Annotated in this window: 20 protein-coding genes; 9 read left to right on the top strand and 11 right to left on the bottom strand. The window is 67.2% G+C overall.

Features of this window, described 5'->3' with window-relative positions; all coding sequences use genetic code 11:
* The first annotated feature begins 291 nt into the window (after positions 1-291).
* Positions 292-2,613, top strand: a complete 2,322-nt coding sequence (pacR, locus tag ACQ5SA_RS09030; RefSeq protein ID WP_499314034.1) for a PacR family protein — start codon at positions 292-294, stop codon at positions 2,611-2,613.
* 52 nt (positions 2,614-2,665) lie between these two features.
* Positions 2,666-3,745, top strand: a complete 1,080-nt coding sequence (locus ACQ5SA_RS09025) for an NAD(P) transhydrogenase subunit alpha (protein WP_499314033.1) — start codon at positions 2,666-2,668, stop codon at positions 3,743-3,745.
* A gap of 71 nt (positions 3,746-3,816) precedes the next feature.
* Here the strand turns inward: ACQ5SA_RS09025 and ACQ5SA_RS09020 are convergent, their stop codons facing one another.
* Genes ACQ5SA_RS09020 through ACQ5SA_RS09010 form a run of 3 tightly spaced genes read right to left on the bottom strand, consistent with a single transcriptional unit; the run spans position 3,817 to position 5,192 of the window.
* Positions 3,817-4,281 (bottom strand): DUF3106 domain-containing protein, encoded by a 465-nt coding sequence (locus tag ACQ5SA_RS09020; RefSeq protein WP_499314032.1) that lies wholly within the window; start codon positions 4,279-4,281, stop codon positions 3,817-3,819.
* A 3-nt stretch (positions 4,282-4,284) separates the two neighbouring features.
* Positions 4,285-4,611: a hypothetical protein gene (locus ACQ5SA_RS09015; RefSeq protein ID WP_499314031.1), complete on the bottom strand. Its 327-nt coding sequence runs from the start codon at positions 4,609-4,611 to the stop codon at positions 4,285-4,287.
* Positions 4,608-5,192, bottom strand: coding sequence for an RNA polymerase sigma factor (locus ACQ5SA_RS09010; RefSeq protein WP_353100218.1), 585 nt, complete (start codon positions 5,190-5,192; stop codon positions 4,608-4,610). Before ACQ5SA_RS09010 ends, ACQ5SA_RS09015 begins: the two co-directional genes overlap by 4 nt.
* Before the next feature lie 97 nt (positions 5,193-5,289).
* On the opposite strand from ACQ5SA_RS09010, the gene ACQ5SA_RS09005 reads away from it, so the two are divergent.
* Positions 5,290-5,610, top strand: coding sequence for an NAD(P) transhydrogenase subunit alpha part 2 (locus ACQ5SA_RS09005; protein ID WP_353100219.1), 321 nt, complete (start codon positions 5,290-5,292; stop codon positions 5,608-5,610).
* Positions 5,607-7,067, top strand: coding sequence for an NAD(P)(+) transhydrogenase (Re/Si-specific) subunit beta (locus ACQ5SA_RS09000; RefSeq protein ID WP_499314030.1), 1,461 nt, complete (start codon positions 5,607-5,609; stop codon positions 7,065-7,067). The genes ACQ5SA_RS09005 and ACQ5SA_RS09000 overlap by 4 nt, the downstream gene beginning before the upstream one ends.
* Positions 7,068-7,165: 98 nt before the next feature.
* Here the strand turns inward: ACQ5SA_RS09000 and ACQ5SA_RS08995 are convergent, their stop codons facing one another.
* Complete coding sequence (locus ACQ5SA_RS08995) at positions 7,166-7,585, bottom strand: hypothetical protein (protein WP_499314029.1); 420 nt, start codon at positions 7,583-7,585, stop codon at positions 7,166-7,168.
* Between the two features lie 121 nt (positions 7,586-7,706).
* Between ACQ5SA_RS08995 and sufT the strand changes: the two genes are divergently transcribed.
* The 3 genes from sufT to ACQ5SA_RS08980 all read left to right on the top strand — a co-directional run bounded on the left by sufT (position 7,707) and on the right by ACQ5SA_RS08980 (position 11,600).
* Positions 7,707-8,258: a putative Fe-S cluster assembly protein SufT gene (sufT, locus tag ACQ5SA_RS08990; protein ID WP_025877975.1), complete on the top strand. Its 552-nt coding sequence runs from the start codon at positions 7,707-7,709 to the stop codon at positions 8,256-8,258.
* A gap of 59 nt (positions 8,259-8,317) precedes the next feature.
* The gene (locus tag ACQ5SA_RS08985) at positions 8,318-9,412 is read left to right on the top strand and encodes a branched-chain amino acid aminotransferase (RefSeq protein WP_100463132.1); all 1,095 of its coding nucleotides are present in this window, start codon (positions 8,318-8,320) and stop codon (positions 9,410-9,412) included.
* 448 nt (positions 9,413-9,860) lie between these two features.
* Positions 9,861-11,600, top strand: coding sequence for a S8 family peptidase (locus tag ACQ5SA_RS08980; protein ID WP_499314028.1), 1,740 nt, complete (start codon positions 9,861-9,863; stop codon positions 11,598-11,600).
* Between the two features lie 298 nt (positions 11,601-11,898).
* On the opposite strand, the gene ACQ5SA_RS08975 is transcribed toward ACQ5SA_RS08980, so the two are convergent.
* From ACQ5SA_RS08975 to wrbA, 3 genes are all read right to left on the bottom strand, one after another.
* Positions 11,899-12,384 carry an asparaginase domain-containing protein gene (locus ACQ5SA_RS08975; RefSeq protein ID WP_033830416.1) on the bottom strand — a complete coding sequence of 162 codons (486 nt, stop codon included), beginning with the start codon at positions 12,382-12,384 and terminating at the stop codon, positions 11,899-11,901.
* Positions 12,385-12,463: 79 nt separating this feature from the next.
* Entirely contained in the window at positions 12,464-12,799 is a 336-nt protein-coding gene (locus ACQ5SA_RS08970; protein ID WP_499314027.1) for a DUF2069 domain-containing protein, read from the bottom strand.
* On the bottom strand, positions 12,796-13,389 hold the full coding sequence (gene wrbA / locus ACQ5SA_RS08965; RefSeq protein WP_093818977.1) for an NAD(P)H:quinone oxidoreductase: 594 nt from the start codon (positions 13,387-13,389) through the stop codon (positions 12,796-12,798). The genes ACQ5SA_RS08970 and wrbA overlap by 4 nt, the downstream gene beginning before the upstream one ends.
* A gap of 77 nt (positions 13,390-13,466) precedes the next feature.
* On the opposite strand from wrbA, the gene ACQ5SA_RS08960 reads away from it, so the two are divergent.
* Entirely contained in the window at positions 13,467-14,741 is a 1,275-nt protein-coding gene (locus ACQ5SA_RS08960) for a YihY family inner membrane protein (RefSeq protein WP_100463142.1), read from the top strand.
* Positions 14,738-15,301 carry a TlpA family protein disulfide reductase gene (locus ACQ5SA_RS08955; protein WP_499314026.1) on the top strand — a complete coding sequence of 188 codons (564 nt, stop codon included), beginning with the start codon at positions 14,738-14,740 and terminating at the stop codon, positions 15,299-15,301. Before ACQ5SA_RS08960 ends, ACQ5SA_RS08955 begins: the two co-directional genes overlap by 4 nt.
* Positions 15,302-15,859: 558 nt before the next feature.
* Here the strand turns inward: ACQ5SA_RS08955 and ppk2 are convergent.
* From ppk2 to hemA, 4 genes are read right to left on the bottom strand one after another with little or no spacing between them, the layout of a single operon-like run.
* Complete coding sequence (gene ppk2, locus ACQ5SA_RS08950) at positions 15,860-16,642, bottom strand: polyphosphate kinase 2 (RefSeq protein ID WP_499314025.1); 783 nt, start codon at positions 16,640-16,642, stop codon at positions 15,860-15,862.
* A 46-nt stretch (positions 16,643-16,688) separates the two neighbouring features.
* Positions 16,689-18,395, bottom strand: a complete 1,707-nt coding sequence (locus tag ACQ5SA_RS08945) for an O-linked N-acetylglucosamine transferase, SPINDLY family protein (protein ID WP_499314024.1) — start codon at positions 18,393-18,395, stop codon at positions 16,689-16,691.
* A 5-nt stretch (positions 18,396-18,400) separates the two neighbouring features.
* Entirely contained in the window at positions 18,401-19,483 is a 1,083-nt protein-coding gene (prfA, locus tag ACQ5SA_RS08940; RefSeq protein WP_089238955.1) for a peptide chain release factor 1, read from the bottom strand.
* Positions 19,461-20,744: a glutamyl-tRNA reductase gene (gene hemA / locus ACQ5SA_RS08935; protein ID WP_100463152.1), complete on the bottom strand. Its 1,284-nt coding sequence runs from the start codon at positions 20,742-20,744 to the stop codon at positions 19,461-19,463. Before hemA ends, prfA begins: the two co-directional genes overlap by 23 nt.
* Between the last annotated feature and the right edge of the window lie 20 nt (positions 20,745-20,764).

Genomic DNA, 20,764 nt, shown 5'->3' with positions numbered 1-20,764 from the left:
GGAGGTAGATGACGCCGTTTGTGTCGCGTCAGACCTCTGAATAGCAAACTGTGATGAACATCATGCCACTGGCGGATCACGGAGCCCCGCTTCCCCTCGCCTCGCAGGCCCTGCACGGCTTACGATACGTAATATTGCCGGGCCGCCGTTCATGAGGTTTGAAGTGAGGACTGTTTCACTGTCCGTGATGGGCTGGCCGGCCTACCATCGAGGGACCGGTGCATGGGGTGTACCGGCCGTCGCGATGTCCATGATGTCTGTCGCACCAGAGAAGGTGGGGAGCCTTCCCGAATGATGAGCGCGCCCACTCCGATGGGATCGCCGGGCCGTGACCCGGCCCAGCTCCAGCTTGCCCGGGACATCGTCCTGCCGGCGTTGTGCCAGGCCTTTGGCGCGGCACTGGCCCGCTTCGATGATGCCCTGTTCGACCGTGCCGGCAATGCCGGCTCGTCGCAGTTGCTGTTCCTGGACGCGATGCGCGAGCTGCGCCGCCGCCGTGAGGAGATTGCCGGTGCCTTCGCCGGCCATCTCGGCCATGCCTGGGCCGGCCTGGCTGCGGGCGAGCCCGTCTCTGCCGAGCTGACCCTGTCCGGACAGGCCCAGGACGGCCTGAGCCTGGTGCCGGAACATGTACTGGAATCGCGGTTGGCGGTGCGCAACTTCGCCACCGTGCTGCTGCGCGACTTCAAGCCGGTGCTGGCGCGGCTCGACCGTCGCCTGGGTTGGCTGGGCGGCGGTATCGACCTCGATGCCGACCGCAACCCGATCAGCCCCGAGCATCTGGGCGTGGCCATCCACGAAGCCTTCGCCGGCTGTGAGCTGGCCCCTGAAGTACACCTGGTGCTGATCAAGCTGTGCGAGCGCGACATGCGCGCGCCCGTGGGCCGCATCTACGAAAAGCTGGACGAGCACTTGGCCGCGGCTGGGGTGATGTCGCAGATGGGTGCCCCGCGCCGACCACTGGCGCCGGCCCCAACGCAGCACGTTCCGCATGGCCTGGACGATCTGGTCGAGCAGCGCACGGCGCCGGGTTTTGACAACGAATTCAATGACGACGAACAGGCTGCACCGGCCTGGGCGCAGCGATTTGCCGCGCGCTGGTCGGAGCGTCGTGGCCACATGCAGCAACACGCGGGTGGCGAAGAGAGCCCGTCCGGTGAAGCCTATTCCGGTCAGCAGGGCATGCTGCTGGAAGCGCTGCACGAACTGCTGCAGCAGACCCGCCACGTGCGCGAGGACGCAACCTCTGCCGCGCAGGTCGCGGTCGGCCAGCATCGCCCGTTGAGCCAGCGCGAGATGATGTCGGTGCTGTCGCTGCTGCAGGCCACGCCCAGCGCAACCCTGCGTGCGGCGATCGGCGAGGACGGCGAGTCATTGGCGCAGCGCTTGAAGAGCGAAGTGCTGTCCAGCGCCACCCGGCTGGGTGTCGACCCGGGCCAGACCCGGCTGGATGCGCAGGATGAGGATGCCATCGACCTGGTCGGCATGCTGTTCGACGTGATGCTCGATGAGCGTGAACTGGAAGGCCGCTCGCGTGAGCTGATCGGCCGCCTGGTGGTTCCGTTCGTGAAGGTGGCGATGCTGGATCGCCGCATGTTCGTGCAGAAGACCCACCCGGCGCGCAAACTGCTCAACTCGCTGGCCGAGGCCTGCGAGGGCAACACCGGCGAAAGCCAGGCCGAGCGCATGCTGATGGCCAAGGTGGAAGAGATCATCGAGCGGCTGGTCGCCGAGTTCAACGAGAACCTGGCGATCTTCCTGACCCTGGAAGAAGAATTCCGCGATTTCCTGGTACAGCACCGACGTCGCGTGGAAATCGCAGAGCGTCGGGCCGCCGAGACCCAGCGCGGCCAGGAAAAACTGGAAATGGCCCGTACCCGTGCCGGCGCCGAGCTGGATCGCCGCATCGGCGATGCCACCCTGCCGACGGCGATCGCCGAATTCCTGCGCCAGCCCTGGCAGCACCACCTGACCCTGGCGCTGCTGCGCGAAGGTGAGGAGGGTGCCTCGGTGGCCGAGGCGCTGACCCTGGCCGATGGTCTGCTGGAGGAAGTGGCCGAGGCCCGCCGGCAGATCGTCGGCAAGCCGTGGCTGCAGGCCTGGCATCCGCTGCTGGCCAAGGTGTTTGCCAGCGTCGGCGTGCATGGCGACGCAGCCACCGCAGCCGTCGATGCACTGCACGACACGCTGCAGGGCATCGCCGAATCGCGACCGGAGCTGGAGCGCGCGTTGCCGGAACTGCCACAGGTGGTGCTGCCTGCACCGCCGGCACCGGAAACGCCGGCAGTGGAGCTGGGTAGTACCTTCAATACCGACGATTTCGACAACGCCGATGCCGATCGCTTCCGCGGGATGGAGATCGGCAACTGGCTGGACTTCGTCGACAAGGACGGCAAGGTACAGGCGGGCAAGCTGTCCTGGATCAGCCCGATTTCCGCACGCCTGCTGTTCGTCAACCGTCGTGGCGTGCGCTTCTGCGTGGCCTCGCCCGAGGAACTGGCGGTGATGGTGCGGCTGGGTCGCTTGCGTCCCCACATCGACGATGGCGCCTTCGACAGCGCCATGCAGGGCGTGCTCGACCGCCTCGACCCGGGTGGTGCGACGCTGCACTGAGCCGCGTACGCCTGCTAGGATCGGACACACTCACCGATCAGCGGGAATCTGCATGGCCGTGGTGTTGCTGGGGATCAAGGAGACTGCGCCGGGCGAACGGCGCGTTGCGCTCACGCCGGAGACGGCGCGCAAGCTCGCTGCGTTGGGCATTACCGTGTGGTACCAGCCCGGTGCAGGTCAGGCCGCCGGCTTCACCGATGCCGCCTACGACGACGCAGGTGCCCGCGCCTTCGACGCCGCCCATTGGGCCGAGATCGATATCCTGCTGTGCGTGCAGGCGCCACCCGCCGAGGTGCTGGCCCAGCTCAAGCCGGGCGCGAGTGTGGTCGGCCTGCTGACCCCGGCGGCCGACCCGGCGTTGGCTGCATTGGCTTCGGATGACCGCCTGCACCTGTTCCCGCTGCAACAGTTGCCGCGCACCACGCGCGCGCAGGCGATGGACGTACTCAGTTCGCAGGCGGGCATGGCCGGCTACAAGGCGGCGTTGATCGCTGCCGAACGCGCGCCGCGTTTCTTTCCGATGCTGACCACGGCGGCCGGCACCGTGCGTCCCGCCAAGGTGCTGGTGATCGGCGCCGGTGTCGCCGGCCTGCAGGCCATTGCCACCTCACGCCGCCTGGGCGCGCAGGTGGAGGGGTTCGACGTGCGCCCGGAAACCCGCGAGCAGATCCAGTCGCTCGGTGCGCGCTTCCTCGACCTCGGGGTAAGCGCGGTGGGCGAGGGTGGTTATGCGCGGGCGTTGACCGATGACGAGCGCGCTGAACAGCAGCGGCGCCTGGGCGACCATCTGCGCAGCGTGGACGTGGTGGTCTGCACTGCGGCCGTGCCGGGACGCCGGGCGCCGACGATCGTCACCGCTACGATGGTCGAAGGTATGGCTGCAGGCAGCGTGATCGTCGATCTGGCCGCCGAGAGTGGAGGCAACTGCGAACTGACCCAGGCCGGCGAATGTATCGAGCATCAGGGCGTGACCATCGACGGCCCGCTGGGCCTGGCCAGCCTGGGTGCGACCCAGGCCAGCGAGATGTATGCGCGCAACCTGATGAACTTCGTCGCCCTGTTCGTGCGCGAAGGCCAGCTTGGTTTCGACTGGGAAGACGAGCTGCTGGCCAAGACCCGCTGGCAGGCGTGATCGGCATGGGGTCAGATTCCTTTGCCTGCGGCAAAGGGATCTGACCCCCGGTCTCGCCCGCGGATCGCGGATTACCGTGGCTTGGCCGGCGGCGGGTTGTCGCGCACCCAGTCCTTGCGCTGTTCCGGCGTCATCTGCGACCAGCGCTCGCGCATGGCATCGCGCTGGGCCGGGCTGAGGTCACGCATCTGGCCGAACAGCGCTCGGGCCTGCTCACGCTGCTCCGGGCTCATGTGTTCGAAGCGGCGCAGGCCGCGGCGGGCTTTGTCGCGTTCTTCCGGGCTCATCGACTGCCAGCGCTGCCCGTGCGACAGCATGCGCTGGCGCTGCGCGGGATCGGCGCCATTCCAGCGATCACGCAGCGGCGCCAATAGTGCGTCGCGCTGGGCCGGGCTCAGCTGTTCCCAGTTTGGCAGCGGCACGGCCGCGGGTGCCGGCCGCGCGGCAGGCGTCGGTGCAGCGGACTGCGCCAGTGCCGAAGCAGCCGGCAACAGGGTCAGGGCGATCAGCAGGGGCAGGGAGGGGTATCGCAACATGGTTCACTCCATCGCCAGGTCGTTGTCGCCCAGCCACAGGTACAGATCGGGATTCTCGTCGTACAGCACGCCATTGTCTTCTTCTGCGGCCACGACCGGCGCGGTGGTACCGCCCTGATGCTCGCCCGGGCCGACGAACTGGACACCGATGCCCAGCGCGATCACCAGCGAACAGGCGCTGGCCAGCCACCAGCGCCAGCGCCCGGTATGCGCCGTTCTGGCGCTGTGACGGGCACTACGCAGGCGTGCCAGCGTGGCCGGCGACAGCGCCTGCAACGACTGCGCGTGCAGGCTGCGCAGGGCGTCATCGGATGGCAGGGGGCGGTTCACAGGTGCATCTCCAGTTGATTCTGCAGCGCCTGTCGAGCGCGCGCCAGATGGGTCTTTACCGCGCCCTCGCTGCAGCCCATGGCGCGGGCGGTGGTGGCGCCGTCCAGGTCCTGCAGCACGCGCAGGGTGAAGGCCTCGCGCTGGCGGGCGGGCAGCGCGCGCAATGCCTGCACGAGCTGCTGGTACTGCTGGCGCTGCTCGTGCGCCTGCGCAGGGTCCGGGCCGGGATCGGCCCAGTCGATCTCGCCACCGTCGGCGTCCTGGTTGTCGCGCCAGAACGGCAGGCGGAAGCGGCGACGGCGCTGCACGTCGATCACGCGCCGGCGCAGGATGCTCCAGAACAACGGCGCCCACTCGGCTGCCGGCTTGTCGGCGTAGTCCAGCATGCGTAACAGCGCGTCCTGCACCGCATCCAGTGCGTCATCACGCTGGCGCAGGCCGGCCTCGGCGAAGCGGAAGGCGCGCGGCCCGACGCTGGCCAGGAACGCTTCCAGCGAGGCCGGAACGGCGTCGGCTTCGGTGGTTGAGGGGACAGGGCTGCTCACCAGCACAGGGTACGGTTCCTCGGCAGGGGTCACCATCGACAACGCGTGAGCGCGGCCGTGGTTGACCGGGACGCGCGCAGGGTTCAGCCCGTGGTTATGATGGGACGACGAAGACAGAGCAGGAGCGTTGCCGGTGAGTGACGGGTTCGTGGCGCTGTACATCTTCATGTTGGCCGCGATTGCCGGCCACGTGATCATTTCCCGGGTCCCGGTGATCCTGCATACCCCGTTGATGTCGGGCTCCAACTTCATCCATGGCATCGTGCTGATCGGCGCGATGGTGGTGCTGGGGCACGCGCAGACACCGCTGGAGAAGATCCTGGGGTTCCTTGCCGTGGTGCTCGGCGCCGGCAACGCAGCCGGTGGCTATGTGGTCACCGCGCGCATGCTGGAAATGTTCAAGCCGAGCGCGCGCAAGACCGGCAACGATGAACCGAAGGAGCCGCAGGCTTGAACATCAGCACCGTCGAACTGCTCGATTGGCTGGTCAAGGCCAGCTACCTGGTTGCCGCCACCCTGTTCCTGCTCGGCCTGCAGCGCATGGCCTCGCCGGTGACCGCAAGCAGCGGTATCCGCTGGGCGGGGCTGGGCATGCTGCTGGCCACGGTGGCGACCTTCTTCCTGCCCGAACTGCACAACGTGCCGCTGATCCTGGTGGCACTGCTGCTGGGTGCCGGCCTGGCCTGGTGGTCGGCGGGCAAGGTCGCGGTCACCGACATGCCGCAGATGGTCGCGCTGTACAACGGCATGGGCGGTGGCTCGGCGGCGGCCATCGGTGCGGTGGAGCTGCTGCGCTATGCCTTCCTGGCCAATCGCGATACCACGCACTGGAGTGCGCAGGCGCTGGCCGACCTGGCTGCGCGCCAGCCATCCGGCACGGTCCTGGTGCTGGCCGTGGTCGGCGCAGCGATCGGTGCGGTATCCCTATCCGGCTCGGTGATCGCCTGGGCCAAGCTTGATGGCCGCCTCGACAAGCGCGTGACCTGGCCGGGCCAGCAGGTGATGAACCTGCTGGTGGCGCTGGCCGTGGTGGTGCTGGGCGTCATCGCCGCCAGCACGCTCAGCACCTGGGCCATCGTTGCCTTCTTCGTGCTTGCGCTCGCGCTGGGCGTGTTGATGACGTTGCCGATCGGCGGCGCCGACATGCCGGTGGTGATCTCGCTGTACAACGCGTTCACCGGCCTGGCGGTGTCCTTCGAAGGCTACGTGCTGGGCAACGAAGCGTTGATCATTGCCGGCATGATGGTCGGCGCAGCCGGCATCCTGCTGACCCGGTTGATGGCCAAGGCGATGAACCGGCCGATCAGCAACGTGCTGTTCTCCAATTTCGGCGGTGGCGCCGGGGGTGAAGCACAGGCGATTTCCGGTTCGCAGAAGCCCATCGAAGCTGCCGACGTGGCGGCGATGATGGGCTTTGCCGAACGTGTGGTGATCGTGCCCGGCTATGGCATGGCCGTGGCCCAGGCCCAGCACAAGATCTGGGAGCTGGCGCAGCGGTTGATCACGCGCGGGGTGAAGGTCAAATTCGCCATCCACCCGGTGGCCGGGCGCATGCCCGGGCACATGAACGTGCTGCTGGCCGAAGCGGGTGTGCCCTACGACCTGATCGCGGACATGGACGACATCAATCCCGAATTCGCCACCACCGACGTGGTGCTGGTGATCGGTGCCAACGACGTGGTCAATCCGGTGGCGCGCACCGATCCGGCCAGTCCGATCTACGGCATGCCGGTGCTGGACGTGGTCAACGCGCGCAACGTGGTGGTGATCAAGCGCGGCAAGGGCACCGGCTTTGCGGGGATCGAGAATGCGCTGTTCTACGCCGACAACACGCGCATGCTGTACGGCGATGGTGCCGAGGCGGCGGCGTCGCTGGTCAGCGAACTGAAGGCGCTCGATGGCGGGCATTGAGGGTTGGGGTCGGATCCCTTTCCGCAGGAAAGGGCTCTGACCCCAGATCCCCCCCCGTCCACGCGTGGCGTGGATCTACCAGGGCATCACAGGCGCGATCAACGTGCCAGCCAGGCGCCTACGGCGACACCCACTGCCAGCCATACCCACTCGACCACGCCATTGGCCAGGGTTGCCAGCGTCCAGGCCAGATGCGGACCCATCCGCAGCGAGGCATCCCACGGGTTCAGGCCCATCGAGCCGCCCATCCAGGCGCTGGCGATGGCCCAGTTCGCGATGGCGGCCACCAGCAGCGTGCCCAGCACGACCAGGGCGATGCGCAGCTTGCCGGGGCCAAGCGTGCCCAAGCGCAGCATGAACACCAGTTCCAGGGCAGTCAGTACCGCCATCCAGCCGACCGGACGGCCGGTGAACAGGGCGATCAGCATCCAGGCGAGGGGGGCGGTGGCCAGCGCCAGCAACAACATGAAGGGCCAGAGCCAGGTAACGGTCCTGGCGCGTGCGGCATTGGAGGACATCGAGGCTCCTGAAGGTCGCCCACAGGATACTGTGGTTTGCCGCAGTGCACCGGCGAGGGCGGGGCGCCTACGTTAGAATGCCGTCTTGCGTGGCTTCGGCCGCAGCCCCATATCGGTCCCCATGTATTCCCGTAGCAGCGAACCTGTCCACTTCGAACGCGATTGCGAGGCCGTGATGGTCCCGCAGGGCGACACCGTGACCCTGCCCGCCGGCAGCTATGGGTACATCACCCAGGCGCTGGGCGGCAGTTATTCGGTGTTCGTCGAGGGCAATCTGTTCCGCATCGCCGGCAAGGATGGCGATGCCATCGGCAAGGAGGCGCCGGCACCGCTGGAGCTGCCCGACGACGCCAGCGACGAGCAGGTCGAACAACTGGTGTGGCAGCAGCTGCGCACCTGCTTCGATCCGGAAATTCCGGTGAACATCGTCGAACTGGGCCTGGTCTACGAGGTGGAGATCAAGCACCTGGACGAAGGGCAGCGCGAGATCGACGTGAAGATGACCCTGACCGCGCCTGCGTGCGGCATGGGCGACATCCTGGTCGACGACGTGCGCAGCAAACTTGAAATGATCCCGACGGTGGCCGAGGCCGACGTCGAGCTGGTCTTCGATCCGCCGTGGAACCAGCACATGATGTCCGAGGCTGCGCGCCTCGAAACCGGCATGCTTTGACCCACGGCCCGCAGTGACGCGGGCCCGGCATTACCCGCAACCAGAACAGGAAATCTCCGGTGTCCCAGTCCATTCCCAGCTTCGCCGTCACCCGTTCGGACCACCCGCGCAGCGCTGAAGAGCGCGCCCAGATCCTGGAGAAGCCGGGCTTCGGCCTGCACTTCACCGACCACATGGTGGAAGTGCGCTGGGACAAGGACACCGGCTGGCACAACGCCAACGTGCGTGCCTATGGTCCGCTGCAGCTGGACCCGGCCGCGGCCGTGCTGCACTACGGCCAGGAGATTTTCGAGGGCATCAAGGCCTACCGCCATGCCGATGGTTCGATCTGGACCTTCCGCCCGGATGCCAACGGCCGTCGCCTGCAGCGTTCGGCGCAGCGCCTGGCGCTGCCGGAACTGCCGGTGGAGATCTTCGTCGAATCGCTGAAGCAGATGATCGCCGTCGACAGCGCCTGGGTGCCGTCGGCCGATGAGTCGAGCCTGTACTTCCGTCCGTTCATGATCGGCGACGAAGCCTTCCTCGGCGTGCGCGGCGCGCACAAGGCCGGTTACTACGTGATCGCCAGCCCGGCCGGCCCGTACTTCGCCAAGGGCGTCGCCCCGGTGTCGATCTGGCTGTCCACCGAGTACGCGCGTGCGGCCAAGGGCGGCACCGGTGCCGCCAAGTGTGGTGGCAACTACGCCGCTTCGCTGCTGCCGCAGCAGAAGGCGCAGGCACAGGGCTGCTCGCAGGTGCTGTTCCTGGACCCGGTCGAAGGCAAGTACCTGGAAGAACTGGGCGGCATGAACGTGTTCCTGGTCTACAAGGACGGCACGCTGGTCACGCCGGAACTGTCCGGCAGCATCCTTGAGGGCATCACCCGCGAGAGCATCCTGCAGCTGGCCCGCGACCGTGGCATGAAGGTCGAAGAGCGCAAGGTCACCATTGATGAGTGGAAGCAGGGCGTGACCTCGGGTGAGATCGCCGAAGTGTTTGCCTGCGGTACCGCTGCAGTGGTCACCCCGATTGGCCAGCTGAAGGGCGAAGGCTTCTCGGTGGGTGACATCGATGCGCCGGCCGGCGAAGTGACCATGTCGCTGCGCAAGGAACTGACCGACATCCAGTACGGCCGCCTGCCGGACCGCCACGGCTGGCTGGTCAAGCTGGGCTGATCGCCCGCATTGAACTGTAGAGCCGAGCCCACGCTCGGCTGCTCCTCCGGAAAGCCCGTCCCCGTGACGGGCTTTCTGCGTTGTGGGCCCGGGGTCAGATCCCTTTTCCTATGGAATAGGGATCTGACCCCAATCCATCGACGCCGATGTCGGCAAAGACATGATGAGACAGGACATTGCGCAGTCAGGTCTGTGCAGGTGACGCGAAAGTTCCTTCACCTTCACAAACCCTCGACCCGGAAAGTCTCAGATCCAACATTTCATCTTGCTGAAAAGACGCTGAAAATCTTGTGGTGTCCGGTTTCAGCCACTAGCGTCATCAACACAGCGGATGGTCAGGGGAATCCGCTGGCTCGCCGGACCCGAACCTCGCCATTGCAAGCCAGCCCACGGTTCAGGCCGGTGCTTCTGCCGATTCCGGCATTCCTACCATTAGAAGGGAAATCCGATGTCCCAGGTAACGCAACCGCGTGTGCGTCGTGTGTGGGTGGTCCTTGGTGCGTCCGTTCTGTCATCGCTGCTGCTGGCCACGCCTGCGCTGGCCGGTGATGTCCAGCTCAGCGGTCTGCAGTCCGCGCCGACCCATCAGCGGTTCATCGTGAAGTACCGCGACGGCAGTGCGCCGGTGGCCAACACCACCGCACTCGCCTCTTCGCTGAAGAGCGCCGCCGCCGGCATCGCCAGCAGCCAGGGCCGCGCGCTGGGCCTGCAGCAGGTCCGCAAGCTGGCTGTCGGCTCCACCGTGGTCAGGACCGACCGCGCACTGGACCAGGCCGACGCCGAACTGCTGATGCGCAAGCTCGCCGCCGACCCGAACGTGGAATACGTCGAAGTCGACCAGATCATGCGCGCGACGCTGACGCCGAACGACACCCGCTTCAGCGAGCAGTGGGGCTTCGGTACGTCCAACGCGTCGATCAACGTGCGCCCGGCCTGGGACAAGGCCACCGGCACCGGCGTGGTCGTGGCCGTGATCGATACCGGCATCACCAACCATGCCGACCTCAATGCCAACATTCTTCCCGGCTACGACTTCATCAGCGACGCGGCGATGGCGCGCGATGGCGGTGGCCGTGACAGCAATCCCAACGACGAGGGCGACTGGTACGGTGACAACGAGTGTCAGGCCGGTTACCCGGGCTCGAACTCCAGCTGGCATGGCACCCACGTGGCCGGCACGGTCGCTGCGGTGACCAACAACAGCAATGGCGTGGCCGGTACCGCATTCAATGCGAAGGTCGTGCCGGTGCGCGTGCTCGGCAAGTGCGGCGGCTATACCTCCGACATCGCCGACGCCATCGTCTGGGCCTCCGGCGGCACGGTCAGCGGTGTGCCGGCCAACGCCAACCCGGCCGAGGTCATCAACCTCTCGCTCGGCGGCGGCGGCAGCTGCTCGACCACCTACCAGAACGCCATCAACGGCGCGGTCGGCCGTGGCACCACCGTGGTGGTCGCTGCCGGCAACAGCAACACCAACGTGTCCTCGTCGGTACCGGCGAACTGCCCGAATGTGATCGCGGTTGCCGCGACCACCTCGGCAGGTGCACGTGCCAGCTTCTCCAACTACGGCACCGGCATCGACATCTCCGCACCGGGCCAGGGCATCCTGTCCACGCTAAACAGCGGCACCACCACCCCGGGCAGCGCCAGCTATGCGTCCTACAACGGCACCTCGATGGCGGCGCCGCACGTGGCCGGCGTGGTCGCGCTGATGCAGTCGGTGGCACCGAGCCCGCTCAGCCCGGCGCAGGTGGAAAGCATCATCAAGAGCACCGCACGTCCGCTGCCGGGTGCGTGTTCGGGTGGTTGCGGCGCCGGCATCATCGACGCCGATGCCGCAGTGACAGCTGCGATCAACGGCACCACTCCCAACCCGGGTGGCACCGTGCTGCAGAACAACGTGCCGGTCACCGGCCTCGGCGCAGCCAGCGGCGCATCGCTCAGCTACACCGTCAACGTCCCGGCTGGCAGCGCGCAGCTGCGCGTGGCGATCAGTGGCGGCAGCGGTGACGCCGACCTGTACCTGCGCCAGGGCAGTGCCCCGACCGACACCGTCTACACCTGCCGCCCGTACCTGAGCGGCAACAACGAGACCTGCACCGTCAACAGCCCCGCTGCCGGCGTATGGCACGTGCGGGTGAAGGCGTACAGCACCTTCTCGGGCGTGACCCTCAACGCCCAGTACTGAGCCCAAGCCCCTCTCCATGGGCACGCCCCGGCCTCGGCCGGGGCGTTTTTTTAGGGGCGGCGAAGCGGAGAAAGCAATGTGCAGCAGTGCATTTTCTCTTGCTCTGCTCTTGACCCTGCTGGCCGCGCACCGGCAACTGTCTGGAGAGGCTCAGGCTCCCATCGCAGGACCGTTGGCGCCATGGATGGCGCCATCGAGCCCCCATGGATGGGTTTACGGCGTGTCCTGCGATGGGAGCCTGAGCCTCTCACCACTACAGCAACCGAAACGCCGACGCGCGACAGCGCGCCTCAATCCCTCAAACCGACTCGAACCGGTTCGCCGCCACGTTCTTGCGCACATGCTGCGGATCGAAGATCCGGCCGTTCATTGCAATGAACACCCCTGCCGGCAGCGACTGCACCGCACCGATCGCACAACCGATGTTGAACTCCGCGTCCGAACCACGGAAACGCGCCGGGCTCAGCGCACCGGTCATCACGATGGTCTTGTCCGGAATCGTCGCCAGCACCTTGCCGGTCTGCACCATCGAATCGGTGCCATGGGTAACCAGCACATGGCGGGTGGGCTGCGCAGCGATCGTCGCGCGGATCAGCTCACGATCGTCGTCGTTGATATGCAGCGAATCCTTGCGCAGGATCGGAATCACGTTGAAACGGAACGTGACCCCCAGTTCGCGCAGGATCATGCCGATCTGCGGGTCGCCGATCTGGTAGTCCGACTTGTCGTCGAAATAGATCTTGTCGATCGTGCCACCGGTGGTGACGACCAGGAGCTCTTCCATCATGTGCATGCGCGAAACCAAGGCAGGTACAGCGGCGCGGGGCCGGGAACGCAGATGATACGGCCCGCCGGGCGCAGCGTCAGCGCCGCCGCCCGAAACGGGCACGCAGGCCGGGCAGGCTGGCCGAGAAGATCACCAGCAGCGCCAGCACGATTTCGACGAGTGCCAGCCAGCGGGTCTCGGGATGGCTCCAGGCGCTCATCACGCCGTGGCTGAACCAGCCCAGGGCCAGCACCGCCGCCCAGAACCCCGCCTTGCGCCACCCCAGCCGCAGCGCGATGGCCAGCGCCAGCGGCGGGGCCGTGAACACCAGCTGGGTGGCCAGCCAGTGCCTGTCATTGATGAACCAGCCGGCAAACAGCGCCGCCAGCCCCATCAAGGCCAGCAGCAGCACGGTGCGCGGCGCGGTGTTCATCGTGCAAGCCGCTGCGCGATGTCGGCCACGCGCCGGCCCAGCGCCCGTGCCAGCACCGCTTCATCGTCGGTCGGTTGCGGATCGTCGGCGGCACCGGCCACGTGGCTGGCGCCATACGGCGTGCCGCCGCTGGTGGTGTGGCTCAGTGCCGGCTCGGTGAACGGAATGCCGACGATCAGGCAGCCGTGGTGCAGCAGCGGCACCTGCATCGACAGCAGGGTCGACTCCTGGCCGCCATGCATCGACGCGGTGGACGTGAACACCCCGGCCGGCTTGCCCGCCAGCGTGCCGTTCACCCATTCGGCGCCGAGCCCATCGAGGAAATGCTTGACCGGCGCGGCCATGTTGCCGAAACGGGTGGGGCTGCCCAGCAGCAGTCCCTGGCACTCCACCAGGTCCTGCACGCTCACATACGGCGCGCCATCGTCCGGCACCGGAGGCTGCGCGGTCTGGGTGACGGCAGCCACCGGCGGCACCGTGCGCAGCCGCGCCGCCATGCCCGGCACCTCGCCGATGCCCCGCGCGATCTGGCGCGCCAGCCGTGCCACCGAACCGCCGCGGCTGTAGTACAGCACCAGGATTTCGCCCATCGCGCCCAGCTCTCCTCATCGTGTGGACGCCAGTATGGCTATCCTGCATCGATTCCGCATCGGGTACCCTTTCGCCGATGGAACCTTTGGATACGCTCAATTTGTGGATGGAGCGCGCGCGGGATCGCGCACGCGCCGCCAGCTTCGGCCGCTTCCTGTGGCGCCGCTTCCTCGACGACCGCCTGTTCCAGGCTGCCGCCGCGCTGGCCTACACCACGGTGTTCGCGCTGGTGCCGTTGGCGATCGTGGTATTTGGCGTGCTGTCGGCCTTCCCGGTGTTCGATCGCTGGAGCGACCAGCTCAGCGACTACGTCTTCTCCAACTTCGTGCCCAATGCCGCGCGCGCCGCAGAAGGCTATCTGCGGCAGTTCTCGGCCAGCGCGGGTCAGCTTACTGCGGCCGGCTTCATCGCCCTGGTCATCTCGCTGCTGATCACCCTCAACAGTGTTGAGGAAACCTTCAACCAGATCTGGCGCGTCGGCAGCAGTCGGCCGCGGCTGACCCGCTTCCTGGTCTACTGGACGGTGCTGACCCTCGGCGCGATGCTCGCCGCCGCTTCACTGGCCGTGTCGGCGCGGGTGTTCGCGATGCCGCTGTTCGGCACGCAGGAGGGGCGCTGGCTGGCCGATCTCGCGTTGCGGCTGGCGCCGATCCTGATCGAATTCGTCTGCATCACCCTGATGTTCCGGGTGGTGCCACACCACACCGTGAAGTGGCGCCACGCCGTTCCGGGCGCGATTCTCGCCGCGGTGATCCTGGAGCTGGTGAAGTGGGGCATCGGTGCTTACCTCGGCAGCTTCCAGTCCTACCAGAAGCTGTATGGCACGGTGGCCTTCGTGCCGATCCTGCTGCTGTGGATCTACCTGTGCTGGGTGGCGGTGCTGCTGGGCGCGTCGCTGGCATCGTCGATGGCGGCCTTCCGCTACCAGCCGGTGGAGCTGCGCCTACCGCAGGGCTACGAATTCTATGGCCTGCTGCGCCTGCTCGGGCGCTTCCAGCACGCACGTGCCAAGGGCAGGGGCCTGGCCGACGACGAGATCCTGCGGCTGGAACCGATGCTGACCGACTCGCTGCTGCAGGACCTCGCCTGCAACCTGGAGGGCATCGGCCTGCTGCGCCGTGATGAGCGCGGCGAATGGCTGTTGGCCCGTGACCTGGACCAGGTCAGCCTGGGCGATCTGTACGAATGCACGCAGCTGCGCATTCCGGTGGCCGAACAACACCTGCCTTACCGCGATGACAGCCTTGGCCGGGCCGCATTGGCCGCGCTGGATGAGTTGCGCCTGCCGCTGCGTGAACGCCTCAAGCGTCGCGTCAGCGACATCTACCCTGATTCTGGAGACGCCCCATGACCTGCAAGACCCCGTTGCTGCTGGCTGCGCTGCTGGCCCTGGCCGCCTGCAAACCCGCGCAGGAGCCGACCCCGGCCAGCAGCCAGCCGCCCGCGCAGGCACCGACCCCGACCGCCCCGGCGCCGGTTGAGGACACGCCCGCCGAGCGCGTCACCGCCGAGTTCCCGACGCTGAAGATGAAGGCGGTCGATGGCAGCGATTACGACCTGGCCGCGCATCGTGGCAAGTGGGTGGTGGTGAATTTCTGGGCGACCTGGTGCGCGCCTTGCCGCAAGGAAATGCCCGAGCTGTCGGCGTTGCATGCCATGCGCAGCAACATCGAAGTGGTGGGTCTGGCCTACGAGGACATCGAGGTGCCGGAGATGCAGTCGTTCCTGACCAAGCATCCGGTGACCTACCCGATCGTGATCGTCGATCCGTTCGACCCGCCAGCCGACTTCGCCACCCCCCGCGGCCTGCCGCTGACCCATCTGATCGATCCGCAGGGCAAGCTGGCCCACAGCTTCCTGGGCCCGGTCACGGCCGCCGACATCGAACAGCAGATCGCAGCTGCCAAGTAATAGGTGGGTCGGCAGGGCTGCGCCCTGCACCTGCCGAATCGACGGCAACGGCAACGGCAACGGCAAAGGCCAAAGCAACAGCGGGCATTCCGTGGGATGGCGGGGTGGGTCCGGTTGCGGGGGACGCTGCAAGTACGTCCCTGTAAGCTCGGTCGCCGCATCCATGCGGCTCACGCCCCCGCAACCGGACCCACCCCGCCTTCGACAGATTTCTGCGATCTGCCGGAATGGCATGGCCTGCTCTTGGTGGGTGTCGACCTTGGTCGATACGTAGATCCACGCCATGCGTGGATGCTCTTCGTTCAATTGTCGAAATATTCGATTTCAATGGAGACTCATCCACGCATGGCGTGAATCCATCAGCCACCGGAAATCTGTCGAAGGTGGGGCGGTGTCGGATTGAGGGGTGTCCGCGGCATGGATGCCGCGGCCAAGCCTACAAGGACGTACTTGCGGCGTCCCCGCAATCCGGCACCGCCCCGCCAACTCACAGAAGGCCCGCTTTTGACGTTGACGTTGCCTCTGCAGGTGCAGGGCCGCAGGCCCTGCCGACCAACCCTACTCTTCGACCGGGAAATCCTCGATCGGCTTCAGTACATCGTAGTGCTCGCGATGCAGCTTGCCCTTCAGCTTCGGCAGCTCCGGCAACGGCGCATCCACCCGCGTGTCCGGCAACCGGTCCAGCAGGTTGCGGGCCAGGGTCAGGCGACCCAGGCGCTGGTCGTTGAAATCCACCAGCGTCCACGGCGCACCATCGCGATGGGTGGCGCGCAACATTGCCTCGCGCGCTTCGGTATACGCGCTGTACTTGCTGCGTGACTTCAGATCCACCGGCGACAGCTTCCAGCCTTTCAGTGGATCGACATGGCGTTCGGCAAAGCGCTTTTCCTGCTGCTCCTGGTCCACGCACAGCCAGTACTTGAACAGCAGGATGCCGTCATCCACCAGCAGCTGTTCGAACACCGGTGCCTGGCGCAGGAACTGCTGGTACTCGGTCTCGCTGCAGTAGCCCATCACCCGTTCAACGCCGGCACGGTTGTACCAGCTGCGGTCCATCAGCACGATCTCGCCGGCAGCCGGAAGATGCGAGGCGTAGCGCTGGAAGTACCACTGCGTGGCTTCGCGGTCGGTGGGTTTGGGCAGCGCCACCACCCTGCATTGGCGTGGGTTGAGGTGATCACTGATGGTCTGGATCGCGCCCCCCTTGCCGGCGGTATCGCGTCCTTCAAACAGCACCAGCAGGCGTTGCCCGCTGTGCTGCACCCAGCGCGCCATCGCAGCCAGTTCCAGCTGCAACGGCTGCAGCAGTTCGTCGTATTCCTTGCGCTTGAGCTTGGCCATCGTCATACCACGCGGGAAGGAAGCCCGAGCGTAGCGCAGGGTGATGTCAGGGTGTGTCGAGGCCCTGCCAGCCCTGTTCTCGGGCCAACTGCTGAAGCAGTGCGGACAGATCGCGCGCGAAAGCCGCCATGTCGAACAGGCCGCTGCGCTCGCGTGCCTGCGCCAGTTCGGCACGCACTGCGGCCAAGGCGTTCGGATCGTTGCCGAGCGCGCTGGCGGTGGCAACGAACGCCGCGTCGTCGGCGACGTTCATGTAGTCCAGGCCCAGCTGATGGTTGAGGCTGCCGGCCACGCGCGCGGCGAAGGTAGCGCCGGGGCAGGTCAGTACCGGACAGCCGGCCCACAGGGCATCCGATGCAGTGGTATGCGCGTTGTACGGGTTCGTATCCAGGAACAGGTCGGCCAGCTGATAGCGGGCCAGATACTGCGGATGCGGCAGCTTGGCCATGAACACCAGACGCGACGGATCCAGTCCAGCAGCCTGCGCGGCGGCACGCAGCCGCGCATCGGCGTGGCCGGGGCCGGACAGCAGCCAAAGCACGCTGCCGGGTACTGCCTGCAGCACCGCGAACGCGCGGCCCATGCTGCGCGGGTTGAGCTTGTAACTGTTGTTGAAGCAGCAGAACACCGTGCCCTGCGCGGGCAGCCCACACGCCGCGCGCTCCGGTGCCGGCTCCAGCACGCGGGTGTTGTCCGAAGGCTGGAACGCGCGCGGCAGGCGCAGTACACGTTCGCTGTAGTGCGCTTCCATCGAAGGCGGCAGCGTGAAGTCGTCCGCGATCACGGCATCCAGCCACGGTGCACCGGAGGTGCCGGGGTAGGCCAGCCAGTTGAGCTGCAGCGGGGCAGGGCGCATCGCCAGTACTTCCGGTGTGCCGCCGCCCCCCCAGCCGCGCAGGTCGAACAGCAGGTCGATGCCCTGTGCACGGATGCGCGCGGCCGTATCGGCATGGCGCAACCCCGCCACGTCATGCAGCCGGGTGACGCTCTGCAGGCGCTGGCGGATGCGGCTGCCATCGTCCGCGTTGAGCGCGAACAGATGCAGGTGCAGGGCCGTGTCCTGGCTCAGGTGTTCCAGCAGCGCCACCGTCAGCAATCCGGTGGGGTGGGCGCCGAAACCGTTGGACAGGAAGCCCACGCGAAGTGGGCCTCGTTCGCGCAGCTTCACCGGGGGCAGTAGCCGCACCGACGCCGCCACAGCGGCCGCGCGCGCACGCGCGCAGGCCAATTGTTCGGACGCGCTGGCGTCTTCGTTGAGAAACGCGAAGGGTTCGACCACGCCCTGGCCCGACACAAGCGCACTTCGCACCTGGGTGGCCAGCGCGTCCACGTCCTGCCAATCGCACAGGCGACGCTGCCAGGCGAGGCGTTGTGCGGCGATATACGGTTCATCGGGCATCAGTGCATGTGCACGGCGATAGGCCGCTGATGCGCCTTCTGCATCGTTGGCATCTTCCAGCGCGTGCCCCAGCCACAACGCGATGCCCGGGTGCTCCGGTGCCAGCGCCGAGGCTTGGCCCAGCAGCGTGGCGGCATCGGCATGCGCTCCTGCCATCCACGCTACCCGGCCCAGCCGGGCGAGTGCTTCAGGATGGTTGGGCCGCAGCTGCAGCGCGCGTCGCGCGGCCTGCTCGCCGGCCGCAATGTCGCCGGCTTCCAGTTCCAGGTCGGCCAGCATCACCCAAGCGACAAAGTCGCCGGGCTGGCGCGTGATCGCCTGCTGCAGTTGCTGTCGCTGCTGCCAGGCCGACATGCTGGTCAGCCCGCCGAAAGCTGGGCCAGGGCGTCGACCTGGTGCTCGTGGCTCAATCGCTGCAGCAACGGGTCCAGGTCGCCGGCCAACACGTTGGGCAGGTCGTACAGGGTCAGCCCTTCCACGCGGTGGTCGGTGATCCGGCCCTGCGGGAAGTTGTAGGTGCGGATGCGCTGGCTGCGGTCGCCGCTGCCGACCTGCAGGCGCCGAGATTCGGCCTGCGCCGCGTCGTGGCGCTGGCGCTCGGCATCGAGCAGCTGCGCCTTCAGACGTTTCATCGCCTTGTCCCGGTTGGCGTGCTGGCTGCGCTCGGTCTGGCATTCGACCACCACGCCGCTGGGCACGTGGGTGATGCGGATCGCCGATTCGGTCTTGTTGACGTGCTGGCCGCCGGCGCCGGAGGACCGGTAGGTATCAACCCTCAGGTCAGCCGGGTTGATGACGATCTCATCGACTTCATCCGCTTCCGGAATGATCGCCACGGTGGCCGCCGAAGTGTGGATGCGGCCTTGCGATTCGGTGGCCGGCACGCGCTGCACGCGGTGCGTGCCCGATTCGAATTTCAGGCGCGAGAACGCGCCACGGCCGACCACGCGCGCCACCACTTCCTTGTAGCCGCCATGTTCGCCGGGATTGTCCGATTCGATCTCGACCTTCCAGCCCTGTCGCTCGGCGTAGCGGGCGTACATGCGGAACAGGTCGCCAGCGAAGATCGCCGCCTCGTCGCCACCGGTACCGGCGCGTACTTCCAGGAACAGGTTGCCTTCATCGCGCGGGTCGCGCGGCACCAGCAGCAGTGCCAGCTCCTGCTCCAGTTCCTGCAGGCGCGCTTGCGCGGCGGCGATTTCCTCGTCGGCCAGCTCGCGCAGGTCCGGGTCCGCCCGCATGCTTTCGGCCGCAGCCAGGTCGGCCTTGGCGCGTGCTTCATCGGCCAGTGCGGTGGCGATCGGTTCGAGCTGGGAAAACTCGCGCGAAAGATCGCGGAAGCGCGCGTTGTTGGCGACCACCTCCGGTTCGGCAAGCAGACGTTCCAGTTCTTCGCGGCGCTCGGCCAGCGCTTCCAACTTACGGCGCAGGGTCGGCGTCATCGGTTCTCACAGGTGGGTGGCGGTAACCCGGCGTCGCCGGGAACAGGCGCTCGGCGGCGCGGGTCAGGTCGGCATCGCCGCTGAGTGCGGCCGCGCGCAGCGCGGCGGTCGGCGGGTGCAGCAGGCGGTTGGTCAAGCCATGGGCAAGCAGTTCCAGCACTTCGTCGGCCGGCTTGCCGTTGGCCAGCTGCTGGCGCGCGCGTTCCAGCAGTTCGGCACGGGTGGCCTCGCCGAAGGCACGCAGCTGTCGCAGCGGTGCCTGGTGGGCACTTGCCTGCAGGGTTTCGACGAAGCGCGAGACCTGCAGGTCGATGATCGTCTCGGCTTCGGCGGCGGCCTCGCGGCGGCTGCGGCGGTTGTCTTCCACCGCGCGCTCGAGATCGTCCACGGTGTACAGGAACGCATCCTTGAGCGTGGCAACGTCGGCTTCAATGTCGCGCGGCACGGCCAGGTCGAACAGCAGCATCGGTTTGTGCCGGCGCGCACGCAGGGCGTTGGCCACCGCGGCACGGTGGATCACCGGTTCACGGGCGGCGGTGGCGGAGAACACCACGTCGGCCTCGGCCAGGTGGCGTTCCAGTTCGGTCAGCGGCAGCGCCACGCCGCCATGGCGGCTGGCCAGTTCCTGCGCATGGGCGAGGGTGCGGTTGGCGATCAGCAGACGCCGCACCTTGCCTTCGCTGAGGTGGCGCGCGGCCAGTTCGATGGTCTCGCCAGCGCCGACCAGCAGCACGGTGGAATCGTCCAGGCGGGCAAATGCGTTCTGTGCCAGGCGCACCGCTGCCGAGGCCACCGATACCGGGTTGGCGCCGACCTGGGTATCGGTACGCGCGCGCTTGGCCACCGAGAACGTCTGCTGGAACAGCCGGTCCAGGCGCTGGCCGAGCAGGCCGTGGTCGCGCGCGGTCGACCAGGCGTCCTTCACCTGGCCGAGGATCTGCGGCTCGCCCAGCACCATCGAATCCAGCCCCGTCGCCACCCGGAACAGGTGGCGGACGGCATCGGCATCGGCGTGCTGGTACAGATAGCCCTGCAGGTCGCCGGCCTGGGCGTGCAGCCACTGGTCCAGTGCCTGCGCGGACTCGGCCACGGCATACAGCTCGGTGCGGTTGCAGGTGGACAGCAGTACCGCCTCGGCGATCTGCGGGGTATCGCGGAGCGATCCGAGCGCGCGCGGCAACGCGTCACCGGCGAAGGCTGCGCGTTCGCGCAGTTCCACCGGTGCGGTCTGGTGATTCAGTCCGAGCACCCACAGGGTCATTGTTCAGTTGCTTGCGATAA

This window comes from Stenotrophomonas indicatrix, assembly GCF_050573115.1.
Lineage (GTDB): Bacteria > Pseudomonadota > Gammaproteobacteria > Xanthomonadales > Xanthomonadaceae > Stenotrophomonas > Stenotrophomonas lactitubi_A.
The sequence above is the reverse complement of the archived record's forward strand: the minus strand, read 5'-3'. Positions and strand labels throughout refer to the sequence as shown.

What these genes read in the sequence shown, in the direction of transcription:
- ACQ5SA_RS09020 (WP_499314032.1), bottom strand. Translation starts at nt 4,281, where the DNA reads ATGTTGCGATACCCCTCCCTGCCCCTGCTGATCGCCCTGACCCTGTTG.
- pacR (WP_499314034.1), top strand. Translation starts at nt 292, where the DNA reads ATGATGAGCGCGCCCACTCCGATGGGATCGCCGGGCCGTGACCCGGCC.
- ACQ5SA_RS08980 (WP_499314028.1), top strand. Translation starts at nt 9,861, where the DNA reads ATGTCCCAGGTAACGCAACCGCGTGTGCGTCGTGTGTGGGTGGTCCTT.
- wrbA (WP_093818977.1), bottom strand. Translation starts at nt 13,389, where the DNA reads ATGGGCGAAATCCTGGTGCTGTACTACAGCCGCGGCGGTTCGGTGGCA.
- prfA (WP_089238955.1), bottom strand. Translation starts at nt 19,483, where the DNA reads ATGACGCCGACCCTGCGCCGTAAGTTGGAAGCGCTGGCCGAGCGCCGC.
- sufT (WP_025877975.1), top strand. Translation starts at nt 7,707, where the DNA reads ATGTATTCCCGTAGCAGCGAACCTGTCCACTTCGAACGCGATTGCGAG.
- ACQ5SA_RS08995 (WP_499314029.1), bottom strand. Translation starts at nt 7,585, where the DNA reads ATGTCCTCCAATGCCGCACGCGCCAGGACCGTTACCTGGCTCTGGCCC.
- ACQ5SA_RS08945 (WP_499314024.1), bottom strand. Translation starts at nt 18,395, where the DNA reads ATGTCGGCCTGGCAGCAGCGACAGCAACTGCAGCAGGCGATCACGCGC.
- ACQ5SA_RS09025 (WP_499314033.1), top strand. Translation starts at nt 2,666, where the DNA reads ATGGCCGTGGTGTTGCTGGGGATCAAGGAGACTGCGCCGGGCGAACGG.
- ACQ5SA_RS08970 (WP_499314027.1), bottom strand. Translation starts at nt 12,799, where the DNA reads ATGAACACCGCGCCGCGCACCGTGCTGCTGCTGGCCTTGATGGGGCTG.
- ACQ5SA_RS08975 (WP_033830416.1), bottom strand. Translation starts at nt 12,384, where the DNA reads ATGGAAGAGCTCCTGGTCGTCACCACCGGTGGCACGATCGACAAGATC.
- ACQ5SA_RS09010 (WP_353100218.1), bottom strand. Translation starts at nt 5,192, where the DNA reads ATGGTGACCCCTGCCGAGGAACCGTACCCTGTGCTGGTGAGCAGCCCT.
- ppk2 (WP_499314025.1), bottom strand. Translation starts at nt 16,642, where the DNA reads ATGGCCAAGCTCAAGCGCAAGGAATACGACGAACTGCTGCAGCCGTTG.
- ACQ5SA_RS08960 (WP_100463142.1), top strand. Translation starts at nt 13,467, where the DNA reads ATGGAACCTTTGGATACGCTCAATTTGTGGATGGAGCGCGCGCGGGAT.
- hemA (WP_100463152.1), bottom strand. Translation starts at nt 20,744, where the DNA reads ATGACCCTGTGGGTGCTCGGACTGAATCACCAGACCGCACCGGTGGAA.
- ACQ5SA_RS08955 (WP_499314026.1), top strand. Translation starts at nt 14,738, where the DNA reads ATGACCTGCAAGACCCCGTTGCTGCTGGCTGCGCTGCTGGCCCTGGCC.